Origin of the sequence: Prauserella cavernicola, assembly GCF_016595675.1 — a bacterium.
Lineage (GTDB): Bacteria > Actinomycetota > Actinomycetes > Mycobacteriales > Pseudonocardiaceae > Prauserella_A > Prauserella_A cavernicola.
Genome location: NZ_JAENJH010000003.1, coordinates 884,310 through 909,516, shown reverse-complemented (window position 1 = coordinate 909,516; position 25,207 = coordinate 884,310). Strand labels below are relative to the sequence as shown.

21 protein-coding genes and 1 pseudogene are annotated in these 25,207 nt (G+C 69.4%); 11 read left to right on the top strand and 11 right to left on the bottom strand.

Annotated elements, in window-relative coordinates; all coding sequences use genetic code 11:
- Positions 1-145 (top strand): annotated as a pseudogene (locus JHE00_RS17755) (succinate--CoA ligase subunit alpha); the annotation flags it as partial.
- 61 nt (positions 146-206) lie between these two features.
- Here the strand turns inward: JHE00_RS17755 and JHE00_RS17750 are convergent.
- The 3 genes from JHE00_RS17750 to miaB form a co-directional block, all read right to left on the bottom strand.
- Entirely contained in the window at positions 207-1,580 is a 1,374-nt protein-coding gene (locus JHE00_RS17750; protein ID WP_230424247.1) for an MFS transporter, read from the bottom strand.
- A 98-nt stretch (positions 1,581-1,678) separates the two neighbouring features.
- Positions 1,679-2,212 carry an Rv2732c family membrane protein gene (locus JHE00_RS17745; protein ID WP_372440462.1) on the bottom strand — a complete coding sequence of 178 codons (534 nt, stop codon included), beginning with the start codon at positions 2,210-2,212 and terminating at the stop codon, positions 1,679-1,681.
- A complete protein-coding gene (miaB, locus tag JHE00_RS17740; protein ID WP_200319186.1) occupies positions 2,209-3,690 on the bottom strand; it encodes a tRNA (N6-isopentenyl adenosine(37)-C2)-methylthiotransferase MiaB in 1,482 nt (493 codons plus the stop codon). The genes JHE00_RS17745 and miaB overlap by 4 nt, the downstream gene beginning before the upstream one ends.
- A 283-nt stretch (positions 3,691-3,973) precedes the next feature.
- On the opposite strand from miaB, the gene JHE00_RS17735 reads away from it, so the two are divergent.
- The 4 genes from JHE00_RS17735 to JHE00_RS17720 all read left to right on the top strand — a co-directional run bounded on the left by JHE00_RS17735 (position 3,974) and on the right by JHE00_RS17720 (position 7,255).
- The gene (locus JHE00_RS17735; RefSeq protein ID WP_200319392.1) at positions 3,974-4,702 is read left to right on the top strand and encodes an amino acid ABC transporter ATP-binding protein; all 729 of its coding nucleotides are present in this window, start codon (positions 3,974-3,976) and stop codon (positions 4,700-4,702) included.
- Positions 4,703-4,771: 69 nt separating this feature from the next.
- Complete coding sequence (locus JHE00_RS17730) at positions 4,772-5,617, top strand: glutamate ABC transporter substrate-binding protein (RefSeq protein ID WP_200319184.1); 846 nt, start codon at positions 4,772-4,774, stop codon at positions 5,615-5,617.
- An 85-nt stretch (positions 5,618-5,702) separates the two neighbouring features.
- On the top strand, positions 5,703-6,371 hold the full coding sequence (locus JHE00_RS17725; RefSeq protein WP_200319182.1) for an amino acid ABC transporter permease: 669 nt from the start codon (positions 5,703-5,705) through the stop codon (positions 6,369-6,371).
- Positions 6,368-7,255: an amino acid ABC transporter permease gene (locus tag JHE00_RS17720; RefSeq protein ID WP_200319180.1), complete on the top strand. Its 888-nt coding sequence runs from the start codon at positions 6,368-6,370 to the stop codon at positions 7,253-7,255. The genes JHE00_RS17725 and JHE00_RS17720 overlap by 4 nt, the downstream gene beginning before the upstream one ends.
- Before the next feature lie 66 nt (positions 7,256-7,321).
- Here the strand turns inward: JHE00_RS17720 and JHE00_RS17715 are convergent, their stop codons facing one another.
- The 4 genes from JHE00_RS17715 to JHE00_RS17700 are packed head-to-tail and all read right to left on the bottom strand — an operon-like array spanning position 7,322 to position 11,117.
- Positions 7,322-8,077 (bottom strand): succinate dehydrogenase/fumarate reductase iron-sulfur subunit, encoded by a 756-nt coding sequence (locus JHE00_RS17715; protein WP_200319178.1) that lies wholly within the window; start codon positions 8,075-8,077, stop codon positions 7,322-7,324.
- On the bottom strand, positions 8,077-9,993 hold the full coding sequence (locus tag JHE00_RS17710; RefSeq protein ID WP_200319176.1) for a fumarate reductase/succinate dehydrogenase flavoprotein subunit: 1,917 nt from the start codon (positions 9,991-9,993) through the stop codon (positions 8,077-8,079). The genes JHE00_RS17715 and JHE00_RS17710 overlap by 1 nt, the downstream gene beginning before the upstream one ends.
- A gap of 24 nt (positions 9,994-10,017) precedes the next feature.
- Complete coding sequence (sdhC, locus tag JHE00_RS17705; protein WP_200319174.1) at positions 10,018-10,815, bottom strand: succinate dehydrogenase subunit SdhC; 798 nt, start codon at positions 10,813-10,815, stop codon at positions 10,018-10,020.
- 17 nt (positions 10,816-10,832) lie between these two features.
- Positions 10,833-11,117: an Rv0250c family protein gene (locus tag JHE00_RS17700; protein WP_200319173.1), complete on the bottom strand. Its 285-nt coding sequence runs from the start codon at positions 11,115-11,117 to the stop codon at positions 10,833-10,835.
- A gap of 233 nt (positions 11,118-11,350) precedes the next feature.
- Here JHE00_RS17700 and edd point away from each other — a divergent pair, with 233 nt between their 5' ends.
- The 4 genes from edd to JHE00_RS17680 all read left to right on the top strand — a co-directional run bounded on the left by edd (position 11,351) and on the right by JHE00_RS17680 (position 15,864).
- Positions 11,351-13,246: a phosphogluconate dehydratase gene (edd, locus tag JHE00_RS17695; protein ID WP_200319172.1), complete on the top strand. Its 1,896-nt coding sequence runs from the start codon at positions 11,351-11,353 to the stop codon at positions 13,244-13,246.
- Entirely contained in the window at positions 13,243-13,869 is a 627-nt protein-coding gene (gene eda / locus JHE00_RS17690) for a bifunctional 4-hydroxy-2-oxoglutarate aldolase/2-dehydro-3-deoxy-phosphogluconate aldolase (RefSeq protein ID WP_200319171.1), read from the top strand. Before edd ends, eda begins: the two co-directional genes overlap by 4 nt.
- A gap of 25 nt (positions 13,870-13,894) precedes the next feature.
- Positions 13,895-15,346 carry a lipase maturation factor family protein gene (locus tag JHE00_RS17685; protein ID WP_200319170.1) on the top strand — a complete coding sequence of 484 codons (1,452 nt, stop codon included), beginning with the start codon at positions 13,895-13,897 and terminating at the stop codon, positions 15,344-15,346.
- A 170-nt stretch (positions 15,347-15,516) separates the two neighbouring features.
- Entirely contained in the window at positions 15,517-15,864 is a 348-nt protein-coding gene (locus tag JHE00_RS17680) for a GNAT family N-acetyltransferase (RefSeq protein ID WP_307831976.1), read from the top strand.
- Positions 15,865-16,336: 472 nt separating this feature from the next.
- Here the strand turns inward: JHE00_RS17680 and JHE00_RS17675 are convergent, their stop codons facing one another.
- From JHE00_RS17675 to JHE00_RS17665, 3 genes are all read right to left on the bottom strand, one after another.
- Positions 16,337-16,858 (bottom strand): regulatory protein RecX, encoded by a 522-nt coding sequence (locus JHE00_RS17675; protein WP_200319390.1) that lies wholly within the window; start codon positions 16,856-16,858, stop codon positions 16,337-16,339.
- 59 nt (positions 16,859-16,917) lie between these two features.
- Complete coding sequence (gene recA / locus JHE00_RS17670) at positions 16,918-17,958, bottom strand: recombinase RecA (protein ID WP_200319166.1); 1,041 nt, start codon at positions 17,956-17,958, stop codon at positions 16,918-16,920.
- A 188-nt stretch (positions 17,959-18,146) separates the two neighbouring features.
- The gene (locus JHE00_RS17665; protein WP_200319164.1) at positions 18,147-18,341 is read right to left on the bottom strand and encodes a DUF3046 domain-containing protein; all 195 of its coding nucleotides are present in this window, start codon (positions 18,339-18,341) and stop codon (positions 18,147-18,149) included.
- A gap of 42 nt (positions 18,342-18,383) precedes the next feature.
- Between JHE00_RS17665 and JHE00_RS35585 the strand changes: the two genes are divergently transcribed.
- Positions 18,384-18,506 carry a hypothetical protein gene (locus JHE00_RS35585; protein ID WP_268958294.1) on the top strand — a complete coding sequence of 41 codons (123 nt, stop codon included), beginning with the start codon at positions 18,384-18,386 and terminating at the stop codon, positions 18,504-18,506.
- Between the two features lie 3 nt (positions 18,507-18,509).
- Here JHE00_RS35585 and JHE00_RS17660 read toward each other — a convergent pair whose 3' ends face one another.
- Positions 18,510-20,429 carry an Hsp70 family protein gene (locus JHE00_RS17660; RefSeq protein ID WP_200319161.1) on the bottom strand — a complete coding sequence of 640 codons (1,920 nt, stop codon included), beginning with the start codon at positions 20,427-20,429 and terminating at the stop codon, positions 18,510-18,512.
- Between the two features lie 130 nt (positions 20,430-20,559).
- Here JHE00_RS17660 and JHE00_RS17655 point away from each other — a divergent pair, with 130 nt between their 5' ends.
- Positions 20,560-25,179 carry an ATP-dependent helicase gene (locus tag JHE00_RS17655; protein ID WP_200319387.1) on the top strand — a complete coding sequence of 1,540 codons (4,620 nt, stop codon included), beginning with the start codon at positions 20,560-20,562 and terminating at the stop codon, positions 25,177-25,179.
- Positions 25,180-25,207 lie beyond the last annotated feature (28 nt).

Sequence of the window (25,207 nt, the reverse complement as noted above, 5' to 3'; positions counted from 1 at the left end):
AACCATGGGCCACGCCGGCGCCATCGTCTCCGGCTCCGCCGGCACCGCCCAAGCCAAAAAAGAAGCCCTCGAAGCCGCAGGCGTCAAGGTCGGCAAAACCCCCACCGAAACCGCCGAACTGGCGAGGAAACTGATCCTTCGCTGATCCCACCACAGTGGACGGTGCCGGGAGGTCCCAGCCTCCCGGCACCGTCCACGTTGTCGGTTCAGCGCACCGGCACCGCGAGGCCCGGCAGCGGCAGCCTCGGCCTGCCGGGGCGGCGCAGGTACCGCACCAGGCCCGCGCCGGTCGTGCTCAGCACGGCGGCGATCACGAACACCGCCCCGTAGCCGTCAGAACTCACCGCGTAGGCCGCGAGCGCCACGCCCAGCAACGCGCCGACGGTCTTGGCGCCGTAGAAGATCCCGAAATTGGGCAGTCCCGGCCGCTCACCGAAGTGCCCCTCGACCAGACCGGGCAGCAGGCCGTAGCAGGCGCCCGCGGCCCCTCCCGCCAGTGCCGCGCCCAGCAACAGCAGTGGCGCGTTTCCCTGCTGTCCCGCGAACAACAGCAGCAACTGCGCGACTCCGCTCGCGTACAACGCGACGCGCACGACCCGGCGGCGGCCGAACCGGTCCCCCGCCCAGCCCTCGGCGGTCCGCGTCGCGCCGCTGGCCGCGGCCAGCACGGCGAGTGCCGCGGCGCCGAAGCCCGCGTCCCAACCGCTCGCGGTGGCGAACACCGCGAGATACGCGATGTCGAACAGGATCACGGCCGACAGGCACGTCACCGCGAGGAACAACAGGCCGGAGGCGGGACAGCGCACCATCTCGGCCACGGAGTAGTGCCGGATCGGCGGCCGGTTCTGGCGCAGCGCGGGGTTGACGGCCTTGTCGAGCGCCCACGCCCTCGGGTCGACGTGCTCGGGCCACCAGTGCGCGGGCGGGTCCTTGAGGATCAGCGCCGCCGCGCCGACCACCAGGACCACGGCGAGCCCGGCGACACCGAGGAACACCTCCATCGACCCCGGCCGCGCGAACTGACCCGCCAGCACCACGAACGGGATCGAGCCGTACGCGAAAGCTCCGCTGACGAACGCGGTGCGGGCGGGCCGCTCGGGGTACCACCTGGCGACCACGCCGAGGCACGTGCCGTAGACGAGACCGGCGCCGATGCCACCGAGCACCCCGTGGTTGAGCAGCACCACCACGAAGCTCGTGGTGCCGCCGAGCGTCACCAGCCCGGTCGCGCAGAGCGCCGCGCCGACGAGCATCGTGGCCGAGGGCGCCAGTCCGAACCTGCTGCGCAGCCTGGCCGCGGGATACACGGTGCCGCTCTGGCACAGGATCCACACGGCGAGCACCCAGCCGCTCTGCGCCAGCGTCCAGCCGTGGGTGTCCGCCAGCACCGGCATGAGCGCGCCGAAGCCGTACTGGCCGACGCTCGCGACCAGCATCGCGGTCCACGCCGCCCAGAGCATCCAGCCGCGGGAGCGGCCCAGCAGGTCGTGGTCGGACTCGCCGACCCGGTAGCGACGACCGTAGAAGTCGCGGATCTCGGTGACCCGCGGGACGGCCCTGGCGACGGACATGCTGGACATACACCCACCCGCTTAGTGCATACAGTATGTGGTAGCCAAGTATTGCAGCCCACGGGTGTGATGTCGATAACAGCTTTGGGCCGGCTACGCGCCGGTGCTCAGTGCCGCGACCAGGCGACGCGAACCCACTGCACGCCCAGCGCGAGCATGCAGACGACGGCGATGATCATGCCGATACCGGGGCCGTTGCCGGGAGCACCGCTGGCCGAGGACGACTGCTGCGACCAGATCGCGAGCATCCCGTCGACGACCGAGATCCAGCTGCCCACGGCGCACACCCACGCGAGCCACCAGCGGCGGGTCGCGAGCGCCAGCGCCGAGCCCGCGACGCCGAACACCGTCGCGGTGGTGGCGAACAGGCGGGGAATCGCGCCGCCCTCGCCCGCCAGCAGCACCTCCCAGCCGAAGTGCGCGCCGACCCAGGGCAAGACGAGACCCACCACGAGTCCGAACACGGCCACGGCGATGCCGAACCCGCGCGTGCCGAAGTCGACGGTCCTGGCCGCCTTGGAGACGGCGGCGTCCACATCGGCACCGAGTTCGTCGATCCCCGTGTCGAGAGTGGCGTCGGCGTCGGTGGCGTCGGTGGCGTCCTCGGTCCGCTCCGCGCGGTTTCTGTCGTCGTCACTCACAGCGAACAGCCTCCCTGCGTCGGTGCAGGCGCCTGCGGCGGGGTGCCGAACGACGGCAGGCCGAGGCTCACGCCGTTCGTCGTGGGGCGCTGACCCGCCTCCGCGTTGTCTCCCGCCGTGGTTCGACGGTGCGACAATAGGTCGCCGTCGGCGACCAGATGGTGCGGCGCCGCGTAGGTCACGGTGGTCTCGACGACGTCGCCCGGCCGCACCCGGCGGTCGACGGCGGCCCCCTCCGGCGTGAAGTGCACGAGCCTGCCGTCCCTCGCGCGTCCGCTCATGCGGTGGGTCTCGGCGTCCTTGCGACCCTCGCCCGCGGCGACGAGCAGCTCGACCTTCCTGCCGACGATCAACTTGTTCTCCTGCCAGGCGATCTCGTTCTGCAGGTCGACCAGCCGGTCGTAGCGTTCGCGCACGACCTCCTTGGGCACCTGGCCCTCCATGTCGGCGGCCGGGGTTCCGGGCCGCTTGGAGTACTGGAACGTGAACGCGCTGGAGAACCGCGCCTGCCGGACGACCTCGAGCGTCGCCTCGAAGTCCTCCTCGGTCTCGCCGGGGAACCCGACGATGATGTCGGTGGTGATCGCGGCGTCCGGCATCGCGTCTCGCACCTTGTCCAGGATGGACAGGAACCGCGACGACCGGTACGAGCGGCGCATGTCCTTGAGCACGCGGTCGGACCCCGACTGCAGCGGCATGTGGAGCTGGTGGCACACGTTCGGCGTCTCGGCCATCGCGTCGATGACGTCGTCGGTGAACGCGGCGGGGTGCGGCGAGGTGAAGCGCACGCGCTCGAGCCCGTCGATCGAGCCGCACGAGCGCAGCAGCTTGCCGAACGCCAGCCGGTCGCCGAACTCGACGCCGTAGGAGTTGACGTTCTGCCCCAGCAGCGTCACCTCGAGCACGCCCTCGGCGACGAGCGCCTCCACCTCCGCGAGCACCTCGCCGGGCCTGCGGTCGCGCTCCTTGCCGCGCAGCGAGGGGACGATGCAGAACGTGCACGTGTTGTTACAGCCCACCGAGACCGACACCCAGCCCGAGTAGGCCGATTCGCGGCGCGCGGGCAGCGTCGACGGGAAGGTCTCCAGCGACTCCAGGATCTCGACCTGCGCCTCGGCGTTGTGCCGGGCCCGCTCCAGCAGCGTGGGCAGCGAGCCGATGTTGTGGGTGCCGAACACGACATCCACCCACGGGGCACGCTTAACGATTTCGCCACGATCCTTCTGGGCGAGGCAGCCGCCGACCGCGATCTGCATTCCAGGACGGTCGGTCTTACTCGGCCGCAGATGGCCGAGATGTCCATAGAGTTTGTTGTCCGCGTTCTCGCGAACCGCGCACGTGTTGAGCACGACGAGGTCCGCGGCGTCACTGTCCTCGGCCGCCACGTAGCCTGCACTCTCGAGCTGCCCCGCGAGGCGCTCCGAGTCGTGCACGTTCATCTGGCAGCCGAAGGTGCGGATCTGATACGTCCGGGTCACCCGATCTCCTGGTCACGCTGGTAGTACTGCACCCAACAGGGTAGGTCAGCCCGGTCGTCGCACCTCACGACGCCCGCGCAACGAGGAGTGGCTAAGGTTCGGAAACATTGTGTCGTTCGGCCGCCATTGTGGGCAGACGGACACATAAAGTTGCGTTTTGGTCCGTTAGTCGTGCCGGGATTGATCCGACAGTGTTGAATCCCGGTGTTGTTCCGCGAGGTCCGCGATCCGAGCAGCTCGCCGCGATGGAGGTTAGATGAGCACCGCGACATCCGCGCCGCCGATGATCAGTGCGAGCGGGGTGAACAAGTACTTCGGCGACCTGCACGTCCTGAAGGAGATCGACTTCGAGGTCCCGAGGGGCCAGGTGGTCGTCGTGCTGGGCCCGTCCGGTTCCGGCAAGTCGACCCTGTGCCGTGCCATCAACCGGCTCGAGCCGATCAACTCCGGCGAGATCCAGGTCGACGGCAAGCCCCTGCCCTCCGAGGGCAAGGCGCTCGCCGCGCTGCGGGCGGACGTGGGCATGGTCTTCCAGCAGTTCAACCTGTTCGCCCACAAGACGATCGTCGACAACGTGACGCTCGCACCGCAGAAGGTCCGCAAGGTCTCCTCGTCCGAGGCGCGCAAGACGGCGATGGAACTGCTCGAGCGGGTCGGCATCGCCAACCAGGCCGAGAAGTACCCCGCCCAGCTCTCCGGCGGGCAGCAGCAGCGTGCCGCGATCGCCAGGGCGCTCGCCATGCGGCCCAAGGTCATGCTGTTCGACGAGCCGACCTCGGCGCTGGACCCGGAGATGGTCCAGGAGGTGCTCGACACCATGACCGGCCTGGCCGACGAGGGCATGACCATGCTCGTGGTCACCCACGAGATGGGCTTCGCCCGGCGTGCCGCGCACCGGGTCGTCTTCATGTCCGACGGTGAGATCGTCGAGGACTCGACGCCCGAAGACTTCTTCTCCGCGCCGAAATCGGAGCGCGCGAAGGACTTCCTTGGCAAGATTCTGACCCACTAGTCCCCCGCCCGTGGCCTGCGGGCACCCCGACGCGAGCGGGGAGATCCAGATGGAAGGAACACAAGACACATGCGGTTCAGCCGAGTACTACGCGTTGGCGCCGTTGCGGCGGCCACAAGCCTTGCCCTGGTCGCCTGCGGTGGCGGCAACGGTGGCGGTGGCGACGAGAACGAGTCGCTGACGCAGCGTGCCGAGAACGGCAGGCTGACGGTCGGTATCAAGATCGACCAGCCCGGCCTCGGCCTCCAGACGCCGGACGGCGGCTACGAGGGCTTCGACGTCGATGTCGCCAAGTACATCGCGAAGGAGCTCGGCGTCGAGGAGGGCGACATCGAGTTCGTCGAGACTCCGTCGGCCCAGCGCGAGAACATGATCGAGAAGGGCGACGTCGACTTCATCGTCGCGTCGTACTCGATCACCGACGAGCGCAAGCAGAAGGTCGACTTCGCCGGCCCGTACTTCCTGGCGCACCAGGACCTGCTCGTCCGCGCCGACGACAACTCGATCAAGGGCGCCGAAGAGCTCAACGGCAAGAACCTGTGCTCGGTGCGTGGCTCCACGTCGGCCCAGAACGTGAAGGACGACTTCGCGCCCGACGCCGAGCTGCAGACCTACGCCGGTTACTCCGAATGCCTCAACGGCCTGGAGACCGGCGCTGTCGACGCGCTGACCACCGACGACACGATCCTCGCCGGCTACGCCGCGCAGAACCCCGGCAAGTTCAAGCTCGTGGGTGCTGAGCTCAGCGACGAGAACTACGGTGTCGGCCTGAAGAAGGGCGACAACGAGGGTCGGACCGCGGTCAACGACGCCATCAAGAAGATGCAGGACGACGGCGCGTGGAAGGCCTCGGCCGAGAAGTGGTTCGGTCCGTCCGGCTACGAGGTCGGCGACCCGCCCTCGCTCGAGCAGTGATCTGGTAACAGCAGAGCCGAACTAGTCCTGGGCCGGCCGGCGACGGCCGGCCCAGGTCGTTCGAGCATCCCGAGGAGCACCCACAGTGTTCGATTTCCTGAGTGAGTACGACGTGCTCGGCGTGTTCTGGGTGACCGTGCAGCTCACGTTCTTCGCCGCGATCGGCTCGCTGATCTGGGGCACGATTCTCGCCGGAATGCGAGTGAGCCCCGTGCCGGTGATGCGCGGGTTCGCCGCGGCGTACGTCAACCTGATGCGGAACACCCCGCTCACCCTGATCATCCTGGCGTGCTCGCTCGGCCTGAACCAGACTCTGGGCGTCACGCTGGGCGGAGAGGGCGTCGACCAGCTGAACTTCCGGCTGGCCGTGCTCGGTTTCATCGCCTACACCGCGACGTTCGTCTGCGAGTCCATCAGGGCCGGTATCAACACGGTGCCCGTCGGCCAGGCCGAGGCCGCCCGCGCTCTGGGCCTCGGGTTCACCCAGGTGCTGGGCATCGTGGTGCTGCCGCAGGCGTTCCGTTCCGTGATCGGCCCCCTCGCCAGCGTGCTGATCGCACTGACCAAGAACACCACGATCGCGAGCACGATCGGCGTCATCGAGGCGTCGTACCTGATGTCCGAGATGATCGAGAACGAGAGTGACCGGATTCTGCTGGTCTTCTCGGTCTTCGCGCTCGGCTTCGTGATCCTGACCCTGCCCGTCGGCCTGATCCTCGGCCGGGTCGCCAAGAAATCGGCGGTGAAGCGATGAGCGCTCCCTCTGTCCTCTACGACGCCCCCGGCCCGAAGGCCAAGGCCCGCAACATCGGCTACACCGTCATCTTCGTCGTGGCCCTGGCCGGCGTGGCCTGGTGGGTCCTCGCCGAGATGGCTGACAAGAACCAGCTCGACGGCGAGAAGTGGAGTCCGTTCTTCACGGACAGCCAGATCTGGACGACGTTCATCCTGCCGGGCGTGCAGAACACGTTGATGGCGGCGGCGCTGGCCATCCTCATCGCTCTGCCGATCGGTGCGTTGTTCGGCATCATGCGGTTGTCGGACCACATCTGGGTTCGCTGGCCCTCGGCGACGGCCGTCGAGTTCTTCCGGGCCATCCCGGTGCTGATCCTGATGATCTTCGCCAACGAGTTCTACTTCAACTTCACCGACGTGTCCGCGGACCAGCGGCCGCTGCTCGCCGTGGTGACGGGGCTCGTGCTCTACAACGGCTCGGTGCTCGCCGAGGTGGTCCGCGCGGGCATCCAGTCGCTGCCGAAGGGCCAGACCGAGGCCGCGCAGGCGCTCGGCCTGCGCAAGACCCAGACGATGACCAACGTGCTGCTGCCGCAGGCGGTCACGGCGATGCTGCCCGCGATCGTCAGCCAGATCGTGGTGATCGTGAAGGACACCGCGCTCGGTGGTGCCGCCGTGGGTTTCGCGGAGTTGCTGACCCGAATTCGGCCGATCTCGAACAACTACGGCCAGAACACGATCGCCACGATCGTGATCATCGGCGTGGTCTTCATCGTGCTGAACTTCATCATCACCTCCATCGCCAGCTGGCTGGAGAAGTGGAACAGGACGCGCAAGAAGGGCAGCGGTGCCACGATCGCTCCGGGCGCCGTGGACGACATGGCCACCGGCCGCGCCGTCTAGCTCCGACGTACGAACGACAGGGCCACCTCCCCGCGCTGGGAGGTGGCCCTGTCGTCGTCTGCGGACTCAGTTCTCGCCGCGGCGGAAGAGCTTGTTGCCGAGCCAGACGATCGGGTCGTAGCGGCGGTCGGCGACGCGTTCCTTCATCGGGATCAGCGCGTTGTCGGTGATGTGGATGCCCTCCGGGCACACGTCGGTGCAGCACTTGGTGATGTTGCAGAAGCCGAGTCCGTGCTCGGTCTGGGCCTCGTCGCTCCGGTCGGCCACGTCGAGCGGGTGCATCTCCAACTCGGCGATGCGCATGAGGAACCGCGGTCCCGCGAACGCGGTCTTGTTCTCCTCGTGGTCGCGCACCACGTGGCACGTGTTCTGGCACAGGAAGCACTCGATGCACTTGCGGAACTCCTGCGAGCGCTCCACGTCCACCTGCTGCATGCGGTAGTCGCCCGGTTCGAGGTCCTTCGGCGGCGTGAACGACGGGATCTCGCGTGCCTTGGTGTAGTTGTACGAGACGTCGGTGACCAGGTCGCGGATCACGGGGAAGGTGCGCATCGGTGTCACCGTGATCGTCTCGTCCTCGTCGAACACCGACATCCGCGTCATGCACAACAGCCGCGGCCTGCCGTTGACCTCCGCCGAGCACGATCCGCACTTGCCCGCCTTGCAGTTCCACCGCACGGCCAGATCGGGCGCCTGCGTGGCCTGGAGGCGGTGGATCAGGTCCAGCACCACCTCGCCCTCGTTGGCCTCCACGGTGAAGTCCTGGAGCGCACCGGAGCCGTTGTCGCCGCGCCAGACCTTGAGCTTCGCGTCGTAGCCCATCAGGCCGTCCTTTCCGGGTGGTCGGCGAGCTCGTCCTCGGTGTAGTACTTCTCCAGTTCGGAGAGTTCGAACAGCTCCAGCAGGTCCTGCCGCATCGGGTCCTGCGGCTTGGCATCCACCGCGACGTCCGGGGCTAGCGGGTCGCCACCCGGCGAGGTACACACCAGCAGCGTGTTGCGCCACTGCGAGTCCATCTGCGGGTGGTCGTCGCGCGTGTGCCCGCCGCGGCTCTCCGTGCGCCGCAACGCCGCCTGGGCCACACACTCGCTGACGACGAGCATGTTCCGCAGATCGAGGGCGAGGTGCCAGCCGGGGTTGTACTGCCGGTGCCCCTCGACGGTGACACCGCGGATGCGTTTGCGGATCTCGCCGAGCTTGTCCAGTGCCTTGGCGATCTCGTCGGCCTTGCGGATGATGCCCACGAGGTCGTTCATGCTCTGCTGCAACTCGGTGTGCAGGGTGTAGGGGTTCTCCGCGTCGACACCGTCCGCCGGCGGGTCGAACGGCGCCACCGCGAGCTTCGCGGCCGCGGTGATGTCGGCGTCGGCCACCACGGGGCGCTCCGCCAGCGACTCCACATAGGACGCCGCGCCAAGGCCGGCCCTGCGGCCGAACACGAGCAGGTCCGACAGCGAGTTGCCGCCGAGCCGGTTGGAGCCGTGCATCCCGCCCGAGCACTCCCCCGCCGCGAACAGGCCCGGCACGCTCGACGAGGCCGTGTCCGGGTCCACCTCGATCCCGCCCATCACGTAGTGACAGGTGGGCCCGACCTCCATGGGCTCCTTGGTGATGTCCACATCGGCCAGTTCCTTGAACTGGTGGTACATCGAGGGGAGCCTGCGCTTGATCTCCTCGGTCGGCAGCCGGCTGGCGATGTCGAGGAACACGCCACCGTGCGGCGAGCCCCTGCCCTCCTTGACCTCCGCGTTGATGGCCCTGGCAACCTCGTCGCGTGGGAGCAGGTCGGGTGTCCTGCGGTTGTTGTCCGCGTCGTCGTACCAGCGATCGGCCTCGTCCTCGCTGTCGGCGTACTGGCCTTTGAACACGTCCGGGATGTAGCGGAACATGAACCGCTCGCCCTGCGAGTTCTTCAGCACGCCGCCGTCGCCGCGCACGCCCTCGGTCACGAGGATGCCCTTGACGCTGGGCGGCCAGACCATCCCCGTGGGGTGGAACTGCACGAACTCCATGTTGATCAGGCTCGCGCCCGCGCGCAGGGCCAGTGCGTGCCCGTCGCCGGTGTACTCCCACGAGTTCGACGTCACCTTGAACGACTTGCCGATGCCTCCGGTCGCCACCACCACGGCAGGGGTCTCGAAGAGCACGAAGCGCCCGGACTCGCGCCAGTAGCCGAACGCGCCCGCGATCCGGCCCCCGTCCTTGAGCAGCTCGGTGATCGTGCACTCGGCGAAGACCTTGACTCTGGCCTCGTAGTCGCCGTACTGCTTGTAGTCCTCCTGCTGCAGCGACACGATCTTCTGTTGCATGGTGCGGATCAGTTCGAGCCCCGTGCGGTCACCGACGTGGGCGAGCCGCGGATAGGTGTGACCGCCGAAGTTGCGCTGGCTGATCCGGCCGTCCTTGGTGCGGTCGAAGAGCGCTCCGTAGGACTCCAGCTCCCACACACGGTCGGGAGCCTCCCGCGCGTGCAGTTCCGCCATGCGCCAGTTGTTGAGGAACTTGCCGCCACGCATGGTGTCGCGGAAGTGCACCTGCCAGTTGTCGTTCGAGTTCGCGTTGCCCATCGACGCCGCGCACCCGCCCTCTGCCATCACGGTGTGCGCCTTGCCGAACAACGACTTGCACACCACCGCGACACTCAGGCCCCGCTGCCGCGCTTCGATCACCGCGCGCAGGCCCGCGCCGCCGGCACCGATCACCACGACGTCGTAGCTGTGCCGTTCGACCTCGGTCATGAATTGCCACCTCGAAAGAACTGTTCAGTTGATGAAACGCAGATCGGAGATCGTGTTGGTCGACACGAGCCACACGTAGAGGTCGGTGATCATCAGCGACGCCAACGTGAGCCACGCGAACTGCATGTGCCGGGTGTTCAGCCTGCTGACCTGGGTCCAGATCCGGTACCGGACGGGGTTTCGGGAGAAGTGTTTGAGCCTTCCGCCCGTGACGTGTCTGCATGAGTGACACGAGAGCGTGTAGCACCAGAGCAGCACGACGTTGCCGAGCAGAACCAGGTTGCCGAGACCGAAGCCGCCCTGGAACGCCACGATGGCGTCGTAGGTGTTGATCAGCGTGATCACGAACGCGACGTAGAAGAAGTAGCGGTGCGCGTTCTGCACGATGAGCGGCAGCCGCGTCTCGCCCGTGTACTTCGCGTGCGGTTCGGCGACGCCGCAGGCGGGCGGCGAGAGCCAGATCGAGCGATAGTAGGCCTTGCGGTAGTAGTAGCAGGTCAGCCGGAACCCGAGCAGGAACGGCAGCGACAGGAACGCCAGCGGAATGAACCCGGGCAGCTCGCCCAGTGGCGTGCCGAAGTGCGCCGAGCCCGGCACGCACGAGTCGCTGATGCACGGCGAGTAGAACGGCGTCAGGTAGTGCTCTTCGGCGGCCCAGTAGCCCGAGCGCATGAACGAGCGGATACCCGCGTAGACGACGAATGTCGCCAGACCGAGCGTGGTGAACAGTGGTTGTATCCACCAGCGGTCGGTCCGCAGGGTCCGCGCGGAGATGCGCGCGCGCGAGCGGGCGGGAGTCGGAGTCTCGACGGGGCTTGCCACGTTGCCAGCCGCCGCCTTCAGCGCTGGTGCCGCTGGTGACCACCGACGCCTTCGTCGTCGGCGCCCTCCCACAGCGCCGGGTCGTACGGGGTGTCGGGCACCGGCACGACATCGACGGGCCCCGCCTGCGCGGGCACGGGAGCCATCTGGTCGAGATCGATCGCGTCGATGTCGAGGCGCTCGACATCGTTGACGAGCCTGCGGACCGCGGGAGCTTCGCCGTAACGCGCACGCAGCGCTCCGACGCACTGCCTCAGCTGCCCAATGGTCCTGCGGAGCTCGGTCAGTTCTGTGGTGGACATCTTCCGTGACCTCCGAATCAGTCCGGTCGGGCTCATGGCCGACTCTGCCCGTCCTCGTGGAGTGTGACAAGTAGCACACCAGCAGTTTCAGACGTGATCGAGGTCACTAATCGTGATCTTCTTAATCGATTTTGTTTCCCGGTGCGCTCATCTGTATCGTGTCAGTTGCCACGCACGGACAGGGCAGCGACGGAGCCGCCCACCGCCTCCCAATACCAGTGAAGCGACCGGAGATGATCGTGAGCTCAGACACCGTCCATCCCGTCCTCGCCGAGGTCACGGCCCGGATCACGCAGCGAAGCGCGCAGACCAGGGCCACCTATCTCTCCCGGGTGGCGGCCGCCGCCACCGAGGGATCAGCCCGGTCCGGGCTCGGCTGCGGCAACCTCGCCCACGGTTTCGCCGCCTGCTCCCCCTCCGACAAGCTCGCGATCCGCGGCCTGCGCAAGCCCGGCGTCGCGATCGTCTCCGCCTACAACGACCTGCTGTCGGCGCACCAGCCGCTCGACGAGTTCCCCGCGTGGATCAAGGAAGCCGCCAGGCAGGCAGGTGGCGTCGCCCAGTTCGCGGGGGGCGTTCCCGCGATGTGCGACGGGATCACCCAGGGCCGCCCCGGGATGGAGCTGTCCCTGTTCAGCCGCGACGTGATCGCCATGGCCACGGGCGTCGCGCTCTCACACGACATGTTCGACGCCACGCTGCTGCTCGGGGTGTGCGACAAGATCGTGCCCGGCCTGCTCATCGGGGCACTGTCCTTCGGGCACCTGGCGGCGATGCTCGTGCCCGCAGGGCCGATGGCCTCCGGCCTGCCCAACAAGGAGAAGGTGCGCGTGCGCCAGCTCTACGCCGAGGGCAAGGCGACCAGGGAGGACCTGCTCGACGCCGAGGCCGCGTCCTACCACTCGCCCGGTACGTGCACCTTCTACGGCACGGCCAACTCGAACCAGCTCGTGGTCGAGGTGATGGGGCTGCACCTGCCGGGAGCCAGCTTCGTCCATCCGGGCACGCCGTTGCGCAAGGCTCTGACCGAGGAGGCCGCGCGGCGGATCGTCGCCATTTCGCAGGGCGAGGAGCACACGCCGATCGCCGAGGTGGTCGACGAACGGGCCGTCGTCAACGGCCTCGTCGCGCTGCTGGCCACCGGTGGTTCCACCAACCACACGCTGCACCTCGTCGCGATCGCCGCCGCCGCGGGCATCCAGCTGACGTGGGACGACTTCGCGGAGCTCTCCGCCGTCGTGCCGCTGCTGGCGAGCGTCTACCCGAACGGCAGCGCCGACATCAACCACTTCCACGCCGCGGGTGGCGTCCAGGTCCTCATCGGCACCCTGCTCGACGCCGGGCTGCTGCACGAGGACGTCCGCACGGTCGCAGGCCAGGGCCTGCACCGCTACCGGCAGGAACCCATCCTCGATGGCGACTCGCTGACCTGGCGCGACGTTCCCGCGCGCAGCCTCGACGAGGACGTGCTGCGCCCGGCCGACCGCCCGTTCGCCAAGGACGGCGGACTGCGCATGGTGTCCGGCAACCTCGGTCGCGCGGTCATCAAGGTGTCCGCGGTGGCCCCGGAACACCGCGTCGTACGAGCGCCCGCACGGGTGTTCAGCACGCAGGCCGAGTTCGACCAGGCCTTCCGGGCGGGCGAACTCGACCGCGACGTCGTCGTGGTCGTCCGCAACCAGGGACCGCGCGCCAACGGGATGCCCGAGCTGCACGGCCTCACCCCCGCGCTCGGTGTGCTCATGGACAGGGGCCACCGGGTCGCGATGGTCACCGACGGCCGGATGTCGGGCGCTTCCGGCAAGATCCCCTCGGTCATCCACGTATCCCCCGAGGCCGCGGCGGGCGGGCCGCTGGCCAAGGTCGCCGACGGCGATCTCGTTAGGCTGGACGCCGACGCAGGAGAGCTGGACGTGCTGGTCGACGCCGAGGAACTGGCGGCGCGAGCGCTCGTCGACGGCCCGCCCGACGACGAGGCGTGGACCGGCACCGGCAGGGAGCTGTTCGCCTCGCTGCGTCGCTCGGTCGGCCCCGCCGACGCGGGTGCGAGCGTGTTCGGCCCGGTGACGCCGGGCCACTTCGGCGCCACGGTGTCGAACTCGGAGGTCAGTGTGGGAGGCAGGAAGTGACGACCGGACGTGATGTGCTCGAGCTGTCGCCGGTGTTGCCGGTGGTGGTGCTCGACCGGGCCGAGGACGCGGTCCCGGTCGCGGAGTCGCTGCTGGCAGGCGGAATCCGCGCGATCGAGCTGACCCTGCGCACCCCGGTCGCGCTCGAGGCCATCGCCCGGGTGGCCGCCGAGGTGCCCGGCATCGTGGTGGGCGCGGGCACGGTCACACGACCCGAGCACGCGCGACAGGCGGCCGATGCGGGCGCGTCGTTCCTGGTGACGCCCGGCGCGACGGACTCCGTGCTGGACGGCGCGTTCGCCACGGGCCTGCCGTTCCTGCCCGGTGCGGCGACAGTGTCCGAGGCGATGCGCCTGGCCGAGCGGGGCCTGGACACGCTCAAGTTCTTTCCCGCGGAGGCCAGCGGTGGCGCGCCCGCGCTGAGCGCCATCGCGGGCCCGTTGCCGGACCTGCGGTTCTGCCCGACGGGCGGCATCACGCCCGCGAGTGCACCGCGCTACCTGGCACTGCCGAACGTAGGCTGTGTGGGTGGCACGTGGTTGACCCCGAAGGATGCGTTGGCCGCTCGGGACTACGCGCGGATCGAGGCCCTGGCGAAGGAGGCATCGACGCTCGAGCGGTGACGGCTCGTCAGGAGAAGCGCTTGCGGTGAGCTGGGAGTGGTTCGGCGACCAGGACTACTGGGCCTCGCGCCTGGTGTTCCAGCGGATGCTGGCCGCGATCTATCTCGTCGCCTTCGTTGTGGCGCTCAACCAGTTCAGGGCGCTGCTCGGTGAACGTGGTCTGCTGCCGATCCCCCGCTTCGTGCGGGAGGTCGGCTTCCGCCGGTCGCCGAGTCTGTTCCACCTCCACTACTCGGACCGTTTCTTCTTCGCGATCGCGCTCAGCGGTGCGCTCGTGTCGGCCGCGCTCGTCGCCGGGCTCGCCGACGGGCTGCCGGTGTGGGCGCACATGCTGTTCTGGACGGTGCCGTGGGTGTTCTACCTGTCGATCGTCAACGTCGGTCAACTCTGGTACTCGTTCGGCTGGGAGTCGCTGCTGCTGGAAGCCGGGTTCCTGGCGATCTTCCTCGGGCCCGCGCACGTGGAACCACCGGTGCTGGTGCTGTGGTTACTGCTCTGGCTGCTGTTCCGTGTGGAGTTCGGCGCGGGGTTGATCAAGTTGCGTGGCGACCGATGCTGGCGCGACCTGACCTGCCTCTACTACCACCACGAGACCCAGCCGATGCCGGGCCCGCTGAGCTGGTACTTCCATCACCTTCCCCGGCCACTGCACACAGTGGAGGCCGGCGCGAACCACGTGGCACAGCTGGTGGTTCCGTTCGTGCTGTTCGCACCGCAACCGGCCGCGACGGTGGCCGCGGGGATCGTGATCGCCACGCAGGGCTGGCTGGTGCTGAGCGGGAACTTCTCCTGGCTCAACGTCATCACCATCACGCTCGCTGTGTCCACTGTGGACGGTCACCTGTTCCCGATGTCGCCGCCGACACCGGAGGAGTCCCCGCTCTGGTACCGCGCCGTGGTTCTGGCTCTGACCGCGGGCGTGGTGGTGCTCAGCTACTGGCCCATCCGGAACCTCCTCGGCCACGGGCAGATCATGAACTACAGCTTCAACCGGCTGCATCTGGTCAATGCCTACGGCGCGTTCGGCACCATCTCGCGCGATCGGCACGAGGTGATCATCGAGGGCACCGACGACCAGGTGGTGTCGGCGGACACGACATGGCGGGAGTACGAGCTCAAGGGCAAGCCAGGGGACCCTCGACGCCGTCCCCACCAGATCGCGCCGTATCACCTGCGACTGGACTGGCAGCTGTGGTTCGTCTCGTTGTCGTCGCGCTATGGCAGCCGTTGGCTACCCGAACTGGCGACCCGCTTGCTGGCCGGGGACGAACTGATCGTGAAACTGTTCCGCCGCAACCCGTTCCCGGACTCACCTCCGACGTTCGTCCGGGCGAGGCTCTTCCACTATCGCTACACCACGCCCAGGGAGCGCAGGGAGACCGGTGCGTGGTGGGTACGCGAGCCGGTGGGCCTGGTGATCCGAACATGCACCCTCGCCGCGGACGGAAAGGCCGTCGCCGCCGGATCTCCCGACTAGTGCCGCATCAGGCAACAGTCGCCCCGGCTTTTTGTCAGTGCCGAGTCGTAGGGTGCGGGCATGACTGCGCTTCTGCGGCTGGAAAGGTCTCGCCGGACAACGTTGACGCTGCGTGCCGGCTGAAGGTGCGCCCCGAGCAGGAGGGCGTTGTCGCGCCGGTCGTCAGGTCCTTGGCCGACGCCTACGCGCATGGTGAGGCTGCCTGGCCTCGATTGATCTTCGACGGTGATCAGCTCGTGGGGTTCGTCATGGGCGGTTTCGATCCGGACAGTCCGGTCGATGCGTTCCGGTGCGGCATCTGGCGGCTGAACATCGCGGCGGAGCAGCAGGGGCGAGGCTACGGCCGGTTCGCGGTGGAGGCTGTGTGCGCGGAGGCCAGTCACCGAGGGCAGCGGCGGGTAACGGTGTTGTGGGTGCCGCATGTGCACGGCCCTGCCGACTTCTATCTACGACTGGGTTTCCGCCCCACAGGGGAGAGGATTCAGGGTCAGATTCTCGGCGAATTGGCACTCACGTAGGTCCGGCGGGCTCATGCGGCGTTCGCACCGGTCATAACCGTGCGTAGACGATCGTCGGTGGCGTGATTGTTCGGCCACGTAGCGGCGGATCATGTCGCCCCGTCGTGACTGGCGTCGTCGCTACCGTCGAGGGTGAGGTCGGCTTGAGACGTTGTGGATCACGAGCCGGACCCGGTCCGCGCTGGTGAAGGTCACCTCGGCGATCTTCGCCGTCGGCATGCCCTGCGCGGACAGCACACCATCTGGTTCCGCCGTCAGGTCACCACCGGCCCACCACCCCTGCGGATGATCCACCGCAGTCGCTGCCCCCTCGTCATCGATGTCGTGGACGCGTACTCGTTCCACCACCGGACGGGCTGGCGACACCGCACCGTGCCGGCCACCTCGACCGCCGACTACGCGCGAGGACCCCGTAACGGTGGCTCCGTCGTCGGCCGCTCGCGGTACCGCCTCACCCGACAGGGGCGCGAGGTCAGTCCAGCGTGACGTCGTCGAGCATCGTCGACTCGGCACCGAGGTCGCGGAGCTCTTCCCGCACCACGGCGTAGGACAGGCCCTGCGGATAACCCTTGCGGGCGAGCATGCCGAGCAGCCGCCGGGTCGCGGTCTGCTCGTCGACCTCGCTCATGGAACGCAGCTTCTTGCGCACCAGCTGCCGGGCCCGCTCCTCCTCGGCATCGCGGTCGATCTCGCCCGCCGCCTCGGCGGCGATCTCGCTGTCGACTCCCTTGCGCCTCAGCTCGGCGACTAGCGCGCGCTTCGCGAGCCCCTGGCAGTTGTGCCGCGACCGCACCCACATCTCCGCGAACGCGGCATCGTCGATGAGCCCGGCGTGATCCAGCTTGCCCAGCAGGGCCTCGCTGACTTCCTCGTCGAACCCCTTGCGGCGCAACGCTTTGCGCAGCTCGTCCTTCGTGCGCGGACGGACGGCCAGGAGATCGAAACAGACCTCCTTGGCCTTCTTCCTCGCCTCGTCAGGGGTCAGCTCGGACACGGGGCGCGCCCGCGACCGACGTGCCTCGCCGGAGCTCGGCTCACTCAACAGCAGGACTCCTAGAAGTCGACCGGCGCCGGAGCGGTTTCCTCGGCGTCGAGCTGCGCACCGATGCCGAGCTTCTCCTTGATCCGCTTCTCGACCTCGTTGGCGATGTCGGGGTTGTCGCGCAGGAACTTCCGCGCGTTCTCCTTGCCCTGGCCGAGCTGGTCGCCTTCGTACGTGTACCAGGCGCCGGACTTACGCACGATGCCCTGGTCGACGCCCATGTCGATGAGCGAGCCCTCTCGCGAGACACCGTGGCCGTAGAGGATGTCGAACTCGGCCTGCTTGAAGGGCGGCGCGACCTTGTTCTTCACGACCTTCACGCGGGTGCGGTTACCGACGGCCTCGCCGGCGTCCTTCAGCGTCTCGATACGACGGACGTCGAGGCGGACCGACGCGTAGAACTTCAGCGCCTTACCACCGGTGGTGGTCTCGGGAGAGCCGAACATGACGCCGACCTTCTCGCGCAGCTGGTTGATGAAGATCGCCGTGGTGCCGGAGTTGTGCAGCGCACCGGTGATCTTCCGCAGCGCCTGGCTCATCAGGCGGGCCTGGAGACCGACGTGCGAGTCGCCCATCTCGCCCTCGATCTCGGCACGGGGCACGAGCGCGGCGACCGAGTCGATCACGAGGATGTCGAGCGCACCGGAGCGGATCAGCATGTCCGCGATCTCCAGCGCCTGCTCACCTGTGTCCGGCTGCGAGACCAGCAGCGCGTCGGTGTCGACGCCCAGCACCTTGGCGTACTCCGGGTCGAGCGCGTGCTCCGCGTCGATGAACGCGGCGATGCCGCCGGCCTTCTGCGCGTTGGCGACGGCGTGCAGGGCGACGGTCGTCTTACCCGAGGACTCCGGGCCGTAGACCTCGACGACCCGGCCACGAGGAAGACCTCCGATGCCCAGCGCGATGTCGAGCGCGATGGCACCGGTGGGGATGACCTCGATCGGCGGACGCGTGTCCTCTCCGAGGCGCATCACCGACCCCTTGCCGAACTGCTTGTCGATCTGGGCAAGGGCTAGATCGAGCGCCTTGCCCTTGTCCGGTGCTGCTGGCATGGAATCCACCTCATTGGCTGTCGCGGTTGTGATCTGTTGGGCTCGACGTTACGGGCGGGGTCCGACAGTTCCCGGTCCCGGCGCGAATCTGTGGACAGACGACCCCGATATGAACAACACGATAGACGAACACGTGTTCGAGGTCGAAGGTGACACACCCCTCCGGTAGGGTTTTCCGCTCCGCCGGTTCACCGGCGTTCCGCGGGCACCTCGAACTCGTTGCACACCTGCTGCCAGATCTCCTTGACCGGAAGGCCCGCCTCGAGCGCCTGGTCCACCGTCCGCCCGCCGAGACCACTGAGCACGTGGTCCTTGGCCAGCGTCTCGGAGCGCGCCGTACCGAACTCATCGGCCATCAGCCGTCGAAAAACCGTGATTCGCATCGGGACAAGCGTAGCCAGGCACCGACCACGTACCGTGATGGCATGCAGCTCGCACAGACGTTCTCCGGGTTCGAGTCGACCGCGCTGACTCTCGCCGCGATCGCCTCGGTCACCGCGACACTGGTCGTGCTGCTCATCAACGTCCGCCGCAATCGGCGGAAGTGACGGCTACTCGCCGGGCTGCACGTTCTGCTCGAAGTAGTCGGCCATGGTCCCCGGCTTGCTCGCCTCGCCCTCGCCGGTGGCGTTGACCTGGTAGATGAAACCGGTGAGCGGCCGGTCGTCGACCGTGAACACCAGCACCGATGAGTTGCGGCCCGCCGAGGCCGAGTAGCTGCCCTCCAGCGCGTTGCCGCCCCACTCCGCCTCGACGCGGTCGCCGCCGCCCGTGCGGCTCAGCAGCCCGTCGGTGTACTGCTTGAGCACGTCGCCCGACGAGCCGTGCACGTACGTGACCTGCGCGCCGGCCAGGCCCGGAGCCGAGCAGGTGACCGTCACCCCGAGCTCCTCCTCGTTGGCCGCCGCGGCGGGTCCGGTTCCGGTCCCCGGCCCGCACTGGGCGGTGTCGGCGAGGCCGCCAGCGAGCTGACGGAGGCAGCCGGTGAAGCCCTGCTCGTCGGTCTGGCCAGGCTCCCGGCACTCCTCCGCCGTGTAGGTCGTGCCCGACGAGTCGGGCCAGAACAGCACAGCGCCACCCGCGGCCAGCAGCACGACCGCCGAGATCGCGGCCCAGATGAGCAGCTTCTTGCGGTTGCCCTTGCCCTGCTGCGAGGTCGGGTAGGAGGGGAAGTTGGCCTGCGGAGCGTGCTGGTTGCCGTACTGGGGATGTTGCTGGGCGCCCAGCGCGGGCTGCGGACCGCTGGTCGGGTAGCCCGGCTGCTGCTGATATCCACCGGGCGGGGTGTAGGCGCCGGGGATGGCGGCGACCTGCGGCGGGTGGTGCGGCCCGGTCGCGCCCGGGGCCATGGGCTGCGCGGCGGCGACAGAGTTGTCGACGTTCTGGGTGCGCATGCTGATGCCGTCGGAGGCGACGTGGTGGGCGCCGAGCGCCACCGCGGTCTCGGGCTGGTCGAGGCTCGACGGCACCACGCCGAGCTTCTCCGCGAGCAACGTACCGACCAGCGGGAGCCTGCTCGACCCGCCGACCAGGTAGATGCCCACGAGCCGGTCGGGGCTCAGACCGGCGGAGCGGACCGTCCTCGCCAGCAGTTCGACACTGCGCAGCATCGCGGGCCGGACGAGCGCCTCGAGCTCCGCCCTGGTGACCAGCACGTCGGCGAACGGCTCCGGCATGGGCACCTCGGTCTGCGGCAACCGCGACAACGCCTCCTTGGCCGCCTTCACGTCTTCCTGCAGCGCGCGGCGGGTGCGCCGGTCCGCGGTGGACTCCGGGCGCAGCAGCCGTTGCCAGTGCTGCGGGTCGCGGTGGGAGACCTCGCGGCCGACGTGCACCAGCAGCGCCTGGTCGACGTCGAGGCCGCCGAGGTCGGGAAGGCCGTCTTCGGCGAGCACCGTATAGCCGTTCTGGGTCGCGCCGACGACGGCGACGTCGAACGTTCCCGCGCCCAGGTCGTAGACGGCCAGGGTCTGGCCGGGGCCGAGTGCCTTGCCGGGGAACGACGCGAAGTGCGCGGCGGCCGCGACGGGCTCGGGCACCAGCGACACGGAGCCGGTCATGCCCGCGAGCCTGGCCGCCGACAGCAGGACGTTGCGGCGTACCGGGCCCCACTCGGCGGGGTGCGTCAGCCGGATCTCGTCGGGCTGCTCACCGCCGAGCTGGCGGGACGTCTCGTCGAGCACCCGCCTGAGCACGGCGGCCAGCGCCTCGTTGACCGGTACGACATCGGTGCCGAGCAACAGGGTCTGCTCGTCGACCCTGCGCTTGGGGTTGGGTTCGAACCTGGTCGGGTCCAGCCGGGCCCGGCGTTCGGCGTCGCGGCCGACGACGAGCGTGCCGTCCTCCTCCGCGAAGACCGCGGAGGGCATGGTGGCGGAGCCGTCGACCTCGACGACGCGGGGCGGGCGACCGTGTGCGGACAAGACGGCGACGGTGTTGGACGTACCGAGATCCACGGACAGAATCCGCACAGCTCTCCCCTGGTCGATGTCGCGAGAAGTCGCGGTGATGTTCCCACGCCGCCACGTCGGCCGTGGACAGACCCGGCGAATTCGCTGCTCAGGACGGGTCCGGCGCGAACTGTCGGCGGCCCGGCGCATCATGGGGGACGTGGGCAAGGACGTACTCGATCTCTTCTCCCCCGCGACCAGGGACTGGTTCTCGGGGGCGTTCGCCGCGCCCACGAGCGCGCAGGAGGGGGCGTGGCGAGCGGCGCACGCGGGAGAACACTCCCTGGTGGTGGCACCGACCGGGTCGGGCAAGACGCTGGCCGCGTTCCTGTGGGCGCTGGACCAGCTGGCCGTCGAAGGCCCGCCCGACGCCGCGAAACACCGGTGCCGGGTCCTCTACGTCTCTCCGCTGAAGGCGCTCGCGGTGGACGTGCAGCGCAACCTGCGCGCGCCACTGGCGGGAATGTCGCAGGCCTCGCGCAGGCTCGGGCTGGCGGTCCCCGACATCACGGTGGGGATGCGCACCGGTGACACCACGGCCGCGGAACGCCGCACGTTCGCGCGCACCCCGCCCGACGTGCTGGTGACCACGCCCGAGTCGCTGTTCCTGATCCTCACGTCGTCGGCTCGCGAGTCGTTGCGCGGCGTCGAGACCGTGATCGTCGACGAGGTGCACGCCGTGGCGGGCGGCAAACGCGGCGCCCACCTCGCACTGTCCCTGGAACGGCTCGACGACCTGCTGCCGAAACCGGCCCAGCGGATCGGGTTGTCGGCCACCGTGCGGCCGGTCGACGAGGTGAGCTCGTTCCTTTCCGGCGGCAGGCCGGTGCGGGTGGTCCAGCCCAAGCTGGCCAAGACCATCGAGGTCAGCGTCGAGGTGCCGGTCGAGAACATGGGCGAGCTCGACGCGCCGGCGCCGCGGCAACCGGAACCACTGGCCCTGCCGTCGGAGGACGGTACCGGCTCGCCGGAGGAGCTCGCGGGCGGGCCGGTGCGCAGGCCGTCGATCTGGCCCGCGGTCGAGGAGCGCGTGCTCGAGCTGATCCAGCAGCACCGCTCCACCATCGTGTTCGCCAACTCGCGACGGCTCGCCGAGCGGCTCACGGCCCGGCTCAACGAACTCGTCGCCGAGCAGACGGAGCTGGAACCGGGCCAGCGCTACCCCGCGGAGGCCATCGGCGAGTCGGGGCTCTCCACGGGCGTCGAGGCCACGGTCGCGAAGGCCCACCACGGCTCGATGTCGCGCGAGCAGCGCACCCGGGTGGAGGAGGAGCTCAAGTCGGGTCAGCTGCCGTGCGTGGTCGCCACGTCGTCACTGGAGCTCGGCATCGACATGGGCGCGGTGGACCTGGTGGTGCAGATCGAGGCGCCGCCCACGGTCGCTTCGGGGCTGCAGCGCGTCGGCAGGGCGGGCCACCACGTCGGCGCGGTGTCCAGCGGCGTCATGTTCCCGAAGTTCCGGGGCGATCTGGTGTCGTGCGCGGTGGTGGCCGAGCGGATGACGAGCGGGGCGATCGAGGCGATTCGCTATCCCCGCAACCCGCTCGACGTGCTGGCGCAACAGGTCGTGGCCATGGTGGCGCTGGAACCGAGGACCGTCGAGGAGGTGGCCGCGACGGTCAGGAAGGCGGCGCCGTTCGCGGCGCTGCCGGACGACGCACTGCACGCGGTGCTCGACATGCTCGCGGGCCGCTACCCGAGCGAGGAGTTCGGCGAGCTGCGGGCACGGATCACGTGGGACCGGGTGACCGGGGAGCTGCACGGCAGGCCGGGCGCGCAACGGCTCGCCGTCACCTCCGGCGGCACCATCCCGGACCGCGGGCTGTTCACGGTGATGACGCCGGGCGAGGGTGATCGGCCCGGATCGCGGGTGGGCGAGCTCGACGAGGAGATGGTCTACGAGTCCAGGGTCGGCGACACCGTCCTGCTGGGGACGTCGTCGTGGCGGATCACCGACATCACCCACGACCGCGTGATCGTGGTGCCCGCTCCGGGCGAACCCGCGCGGATGCCGTTCTGGAAGGGCGACGCTCCGGGCAGGCCGTTGGAACTGGGCAGGGCGCTCGGCCGGTTCCTGCGCGAGCTGTCCACATCGGACGACGAGACTGCACGCAAACGGTCGGCGGCCGCGGGGCTGGACGAACGGGCGAGCGCGAACCTGCTCACCTACATCGGCGAGCAGCGCGAGGCGACCCGGCACGTGCCCAGTGACAAGACGATGCTCTTGGAGCGCTTTCGCGACGAGCTCGGCGACTGGCGCGTGGTGGTGCACTCCCCGTTCGGCGCGCAGGTCAACGCTCCGTGGGCGCTGGCGATCGCCGCGCGGTTGCGCGAGAACCGCGGGGTCGACGCGCAGGTGGCGCACTCCGACGACGGGATCGTGCTGCGGCTGCCGGAGGCGCTGGACTCCGACGGCACGGAGATCCTGCTGAGCGCCGACGACGTGCTCGTGGACCCCGAAGAGGTCGAGTCGCTGATCGTCACCGAGGTGGGCGGCTCGGCACTGTTCGCCGCACGCTTCCGGGAGTGTGCCGCGCGGTCGCTGTTGCTGCCGCGCAGGGACCCCCGGCGGCGCACCCCGCTGTGGCAGCAGCGGCAGCGGGCGTCCCAGCTGCTCGGCGTGGCCGCCAAGTACGAGCGCTTTCCCGTGGTGCTCGAGGCGATGCGGGAGTGTCTGCAGGACGTCTACGACGTGAGTGGCCTGCGCGAGCTGATGTCCGACGTCCGGGCGCGCAAGGTGAAGGTCGTCGAGGTGGAGACTCCGTCGCCGTCGCCGTTCGCCCGGAGTCTGTTGTTCGGCTACGTCGGGATGTTCCTGTACGAGACCGACGCGCCGCTCGCGGAGCGCAGGGCCGCCGCGCTGTCGCTGGATTCCACGCTGCTCGCGGAACTGCTCGGCACCGAGGCGATCAGGGAGCTGCTGGACGCCGAGGTGGTCGAGTCGGTGGAGCGCTCGCTGCAGCGGCTCGACGAGGACCGGCAGGCCCGTGGCGTGGAGGACGCCGCCGACCTGCTTCGGTTCCTCGGCGACCTCACCACCGACGAGGCGGCCGAGCGAGGTGTGCGGCCCGAGTGGCTGGACGAGCTGGTGGCCGGGCGACGCGCGATCCTTGTCCGGATCGCCGGCGAGGAGCGCTATCTCTCCATCGAGGACGCGGGCAAGGTCAGGGACGCGCTCGGCGTCGCGTTGCCCATCGGTGTGCCCGAGGCGTTCACGGAGCCGGTCGCCGATCCCCTGGGCGACCTGCTGATCCGCTACGCCCGCGGCCGGGGCCCGTTCGCCGCGGCGCAGACCGCGCAGCGGTTCGGGCTGGGATCCGCGGTGGTCACGGGAGTGCTGGACCGGCTGACGTCGGAGGGGCGGCTGGTCAGGGGCGAGCTGCGACCGCAGCCGTACGAGCAGGGTGGCGTCGAGTACTGCGACGCCGCCGTGTTGCGCAGGCTCCGGCGCGCGTCGCTCGCGCGGCTGCGCGCGGAGGTGGAGCCGGTGGAACCGGCGGCGCTGGGCCGGTTCCTGCCCGGCTGGCACGGGATCGGGGGACGCGTGCGATCGGCGCCGACGGCGGACGACGTGCTGGCGGTGGTCGAGCAGCTGGCCGGGGCACCGTTGCCCGCGAGCGCGCTGGAGTCGCTGATCCTGCCGAGCAGGCTGCCCGGCTACTACCCGGCGCTGCTGGACGAACTGACCACGGCCGGTGAGGTGATGTGGTGTGGCTGCGGGGCGCTGTCCGGTGGGGACGGCTGGATCGCACTGGCTCCCGCCGACGTCGCGGACCTGCTGCTGCCCGATGTCGAGGAAACGGTGCCGGAGAGCCCGTTGCACACGGCGATCGGGTCCACTTTGGAGCACGGCGCGTTGTTCTTCCGGCAGCTCGTCGACCGGGTGAGCACGCAGGTCGACAAGTCGCCCGACGACGGGGATGTCGTGGCGGCGCTGTGGGATCTCGTGTGGGCGGGGCTGGTCACGGGAGACACGCTCGGACCGCTGCGGGCGCAGGTGTCGGGACGCGGGGCGGCCCACAAGCCTCGCCGCGCGACCCCGCGGGGCCGCTACGCCCGGCTGCGTGCGGGGCGGCCCGCGATGCCGTCGCGCACCGGTCCTCCGACCGTGGCAGGCCGGTGGGGGCTGACCCCGGAGCGCGAGGGCGACCCGACGCGCAGGACCCACGCCCGCACGGAGTCGTTCCTGGAACGGCACGGCGTGCTCACGCGCGGAGCGCTGGACACCGAGCGGGTCACGGGCGGGTTCTCCGGGATCTACAAGGTGTTGCGTGGCATGGAGGACTCCGGCCAGGTCATTCGCGGCTACGTCGTGGAAGGACTCGGGGCGGCACAGTTCGCCGCCAGGGGCGCGGTGGACCGGCTGCGTGCTCTGTCCGACACCGGTGGGCAGCGCGCGACGCAGGGGGCGGTGGTGCTGGCCTCCAGCGACCCGGCTCAGCCCTACGGTGCAGCGCTGTCGTGGCCGCCGCCGCTGGGATCGACCAAGCACCGGCCCGCTCGCAAGGCGGGGGCGCTGACCGTGCTGGTCGACGGCGTGCCCGCGTTGTACGTGGAACGCGGCGGCCGGTCGCTGCTGTCCTTCACGGAGGAGGCCGCGACACTGCGTTCGGCGGCCCACGCCCTGTCCACGGCGGTCAAGGAGGGCTGGCTGGGGCAGTTGCAGGTCCAGCGGGCCGACGGCGAGCAGGCGCTGACGTCCAAGCTCGCCGACGTGTTGCGCGAGGCCGGGTTCCGCGCCACGCCGAAGGGGCTACGGCTGCGTGCCTGACCCGGACTTCTAAGCTGCACGGCGAACT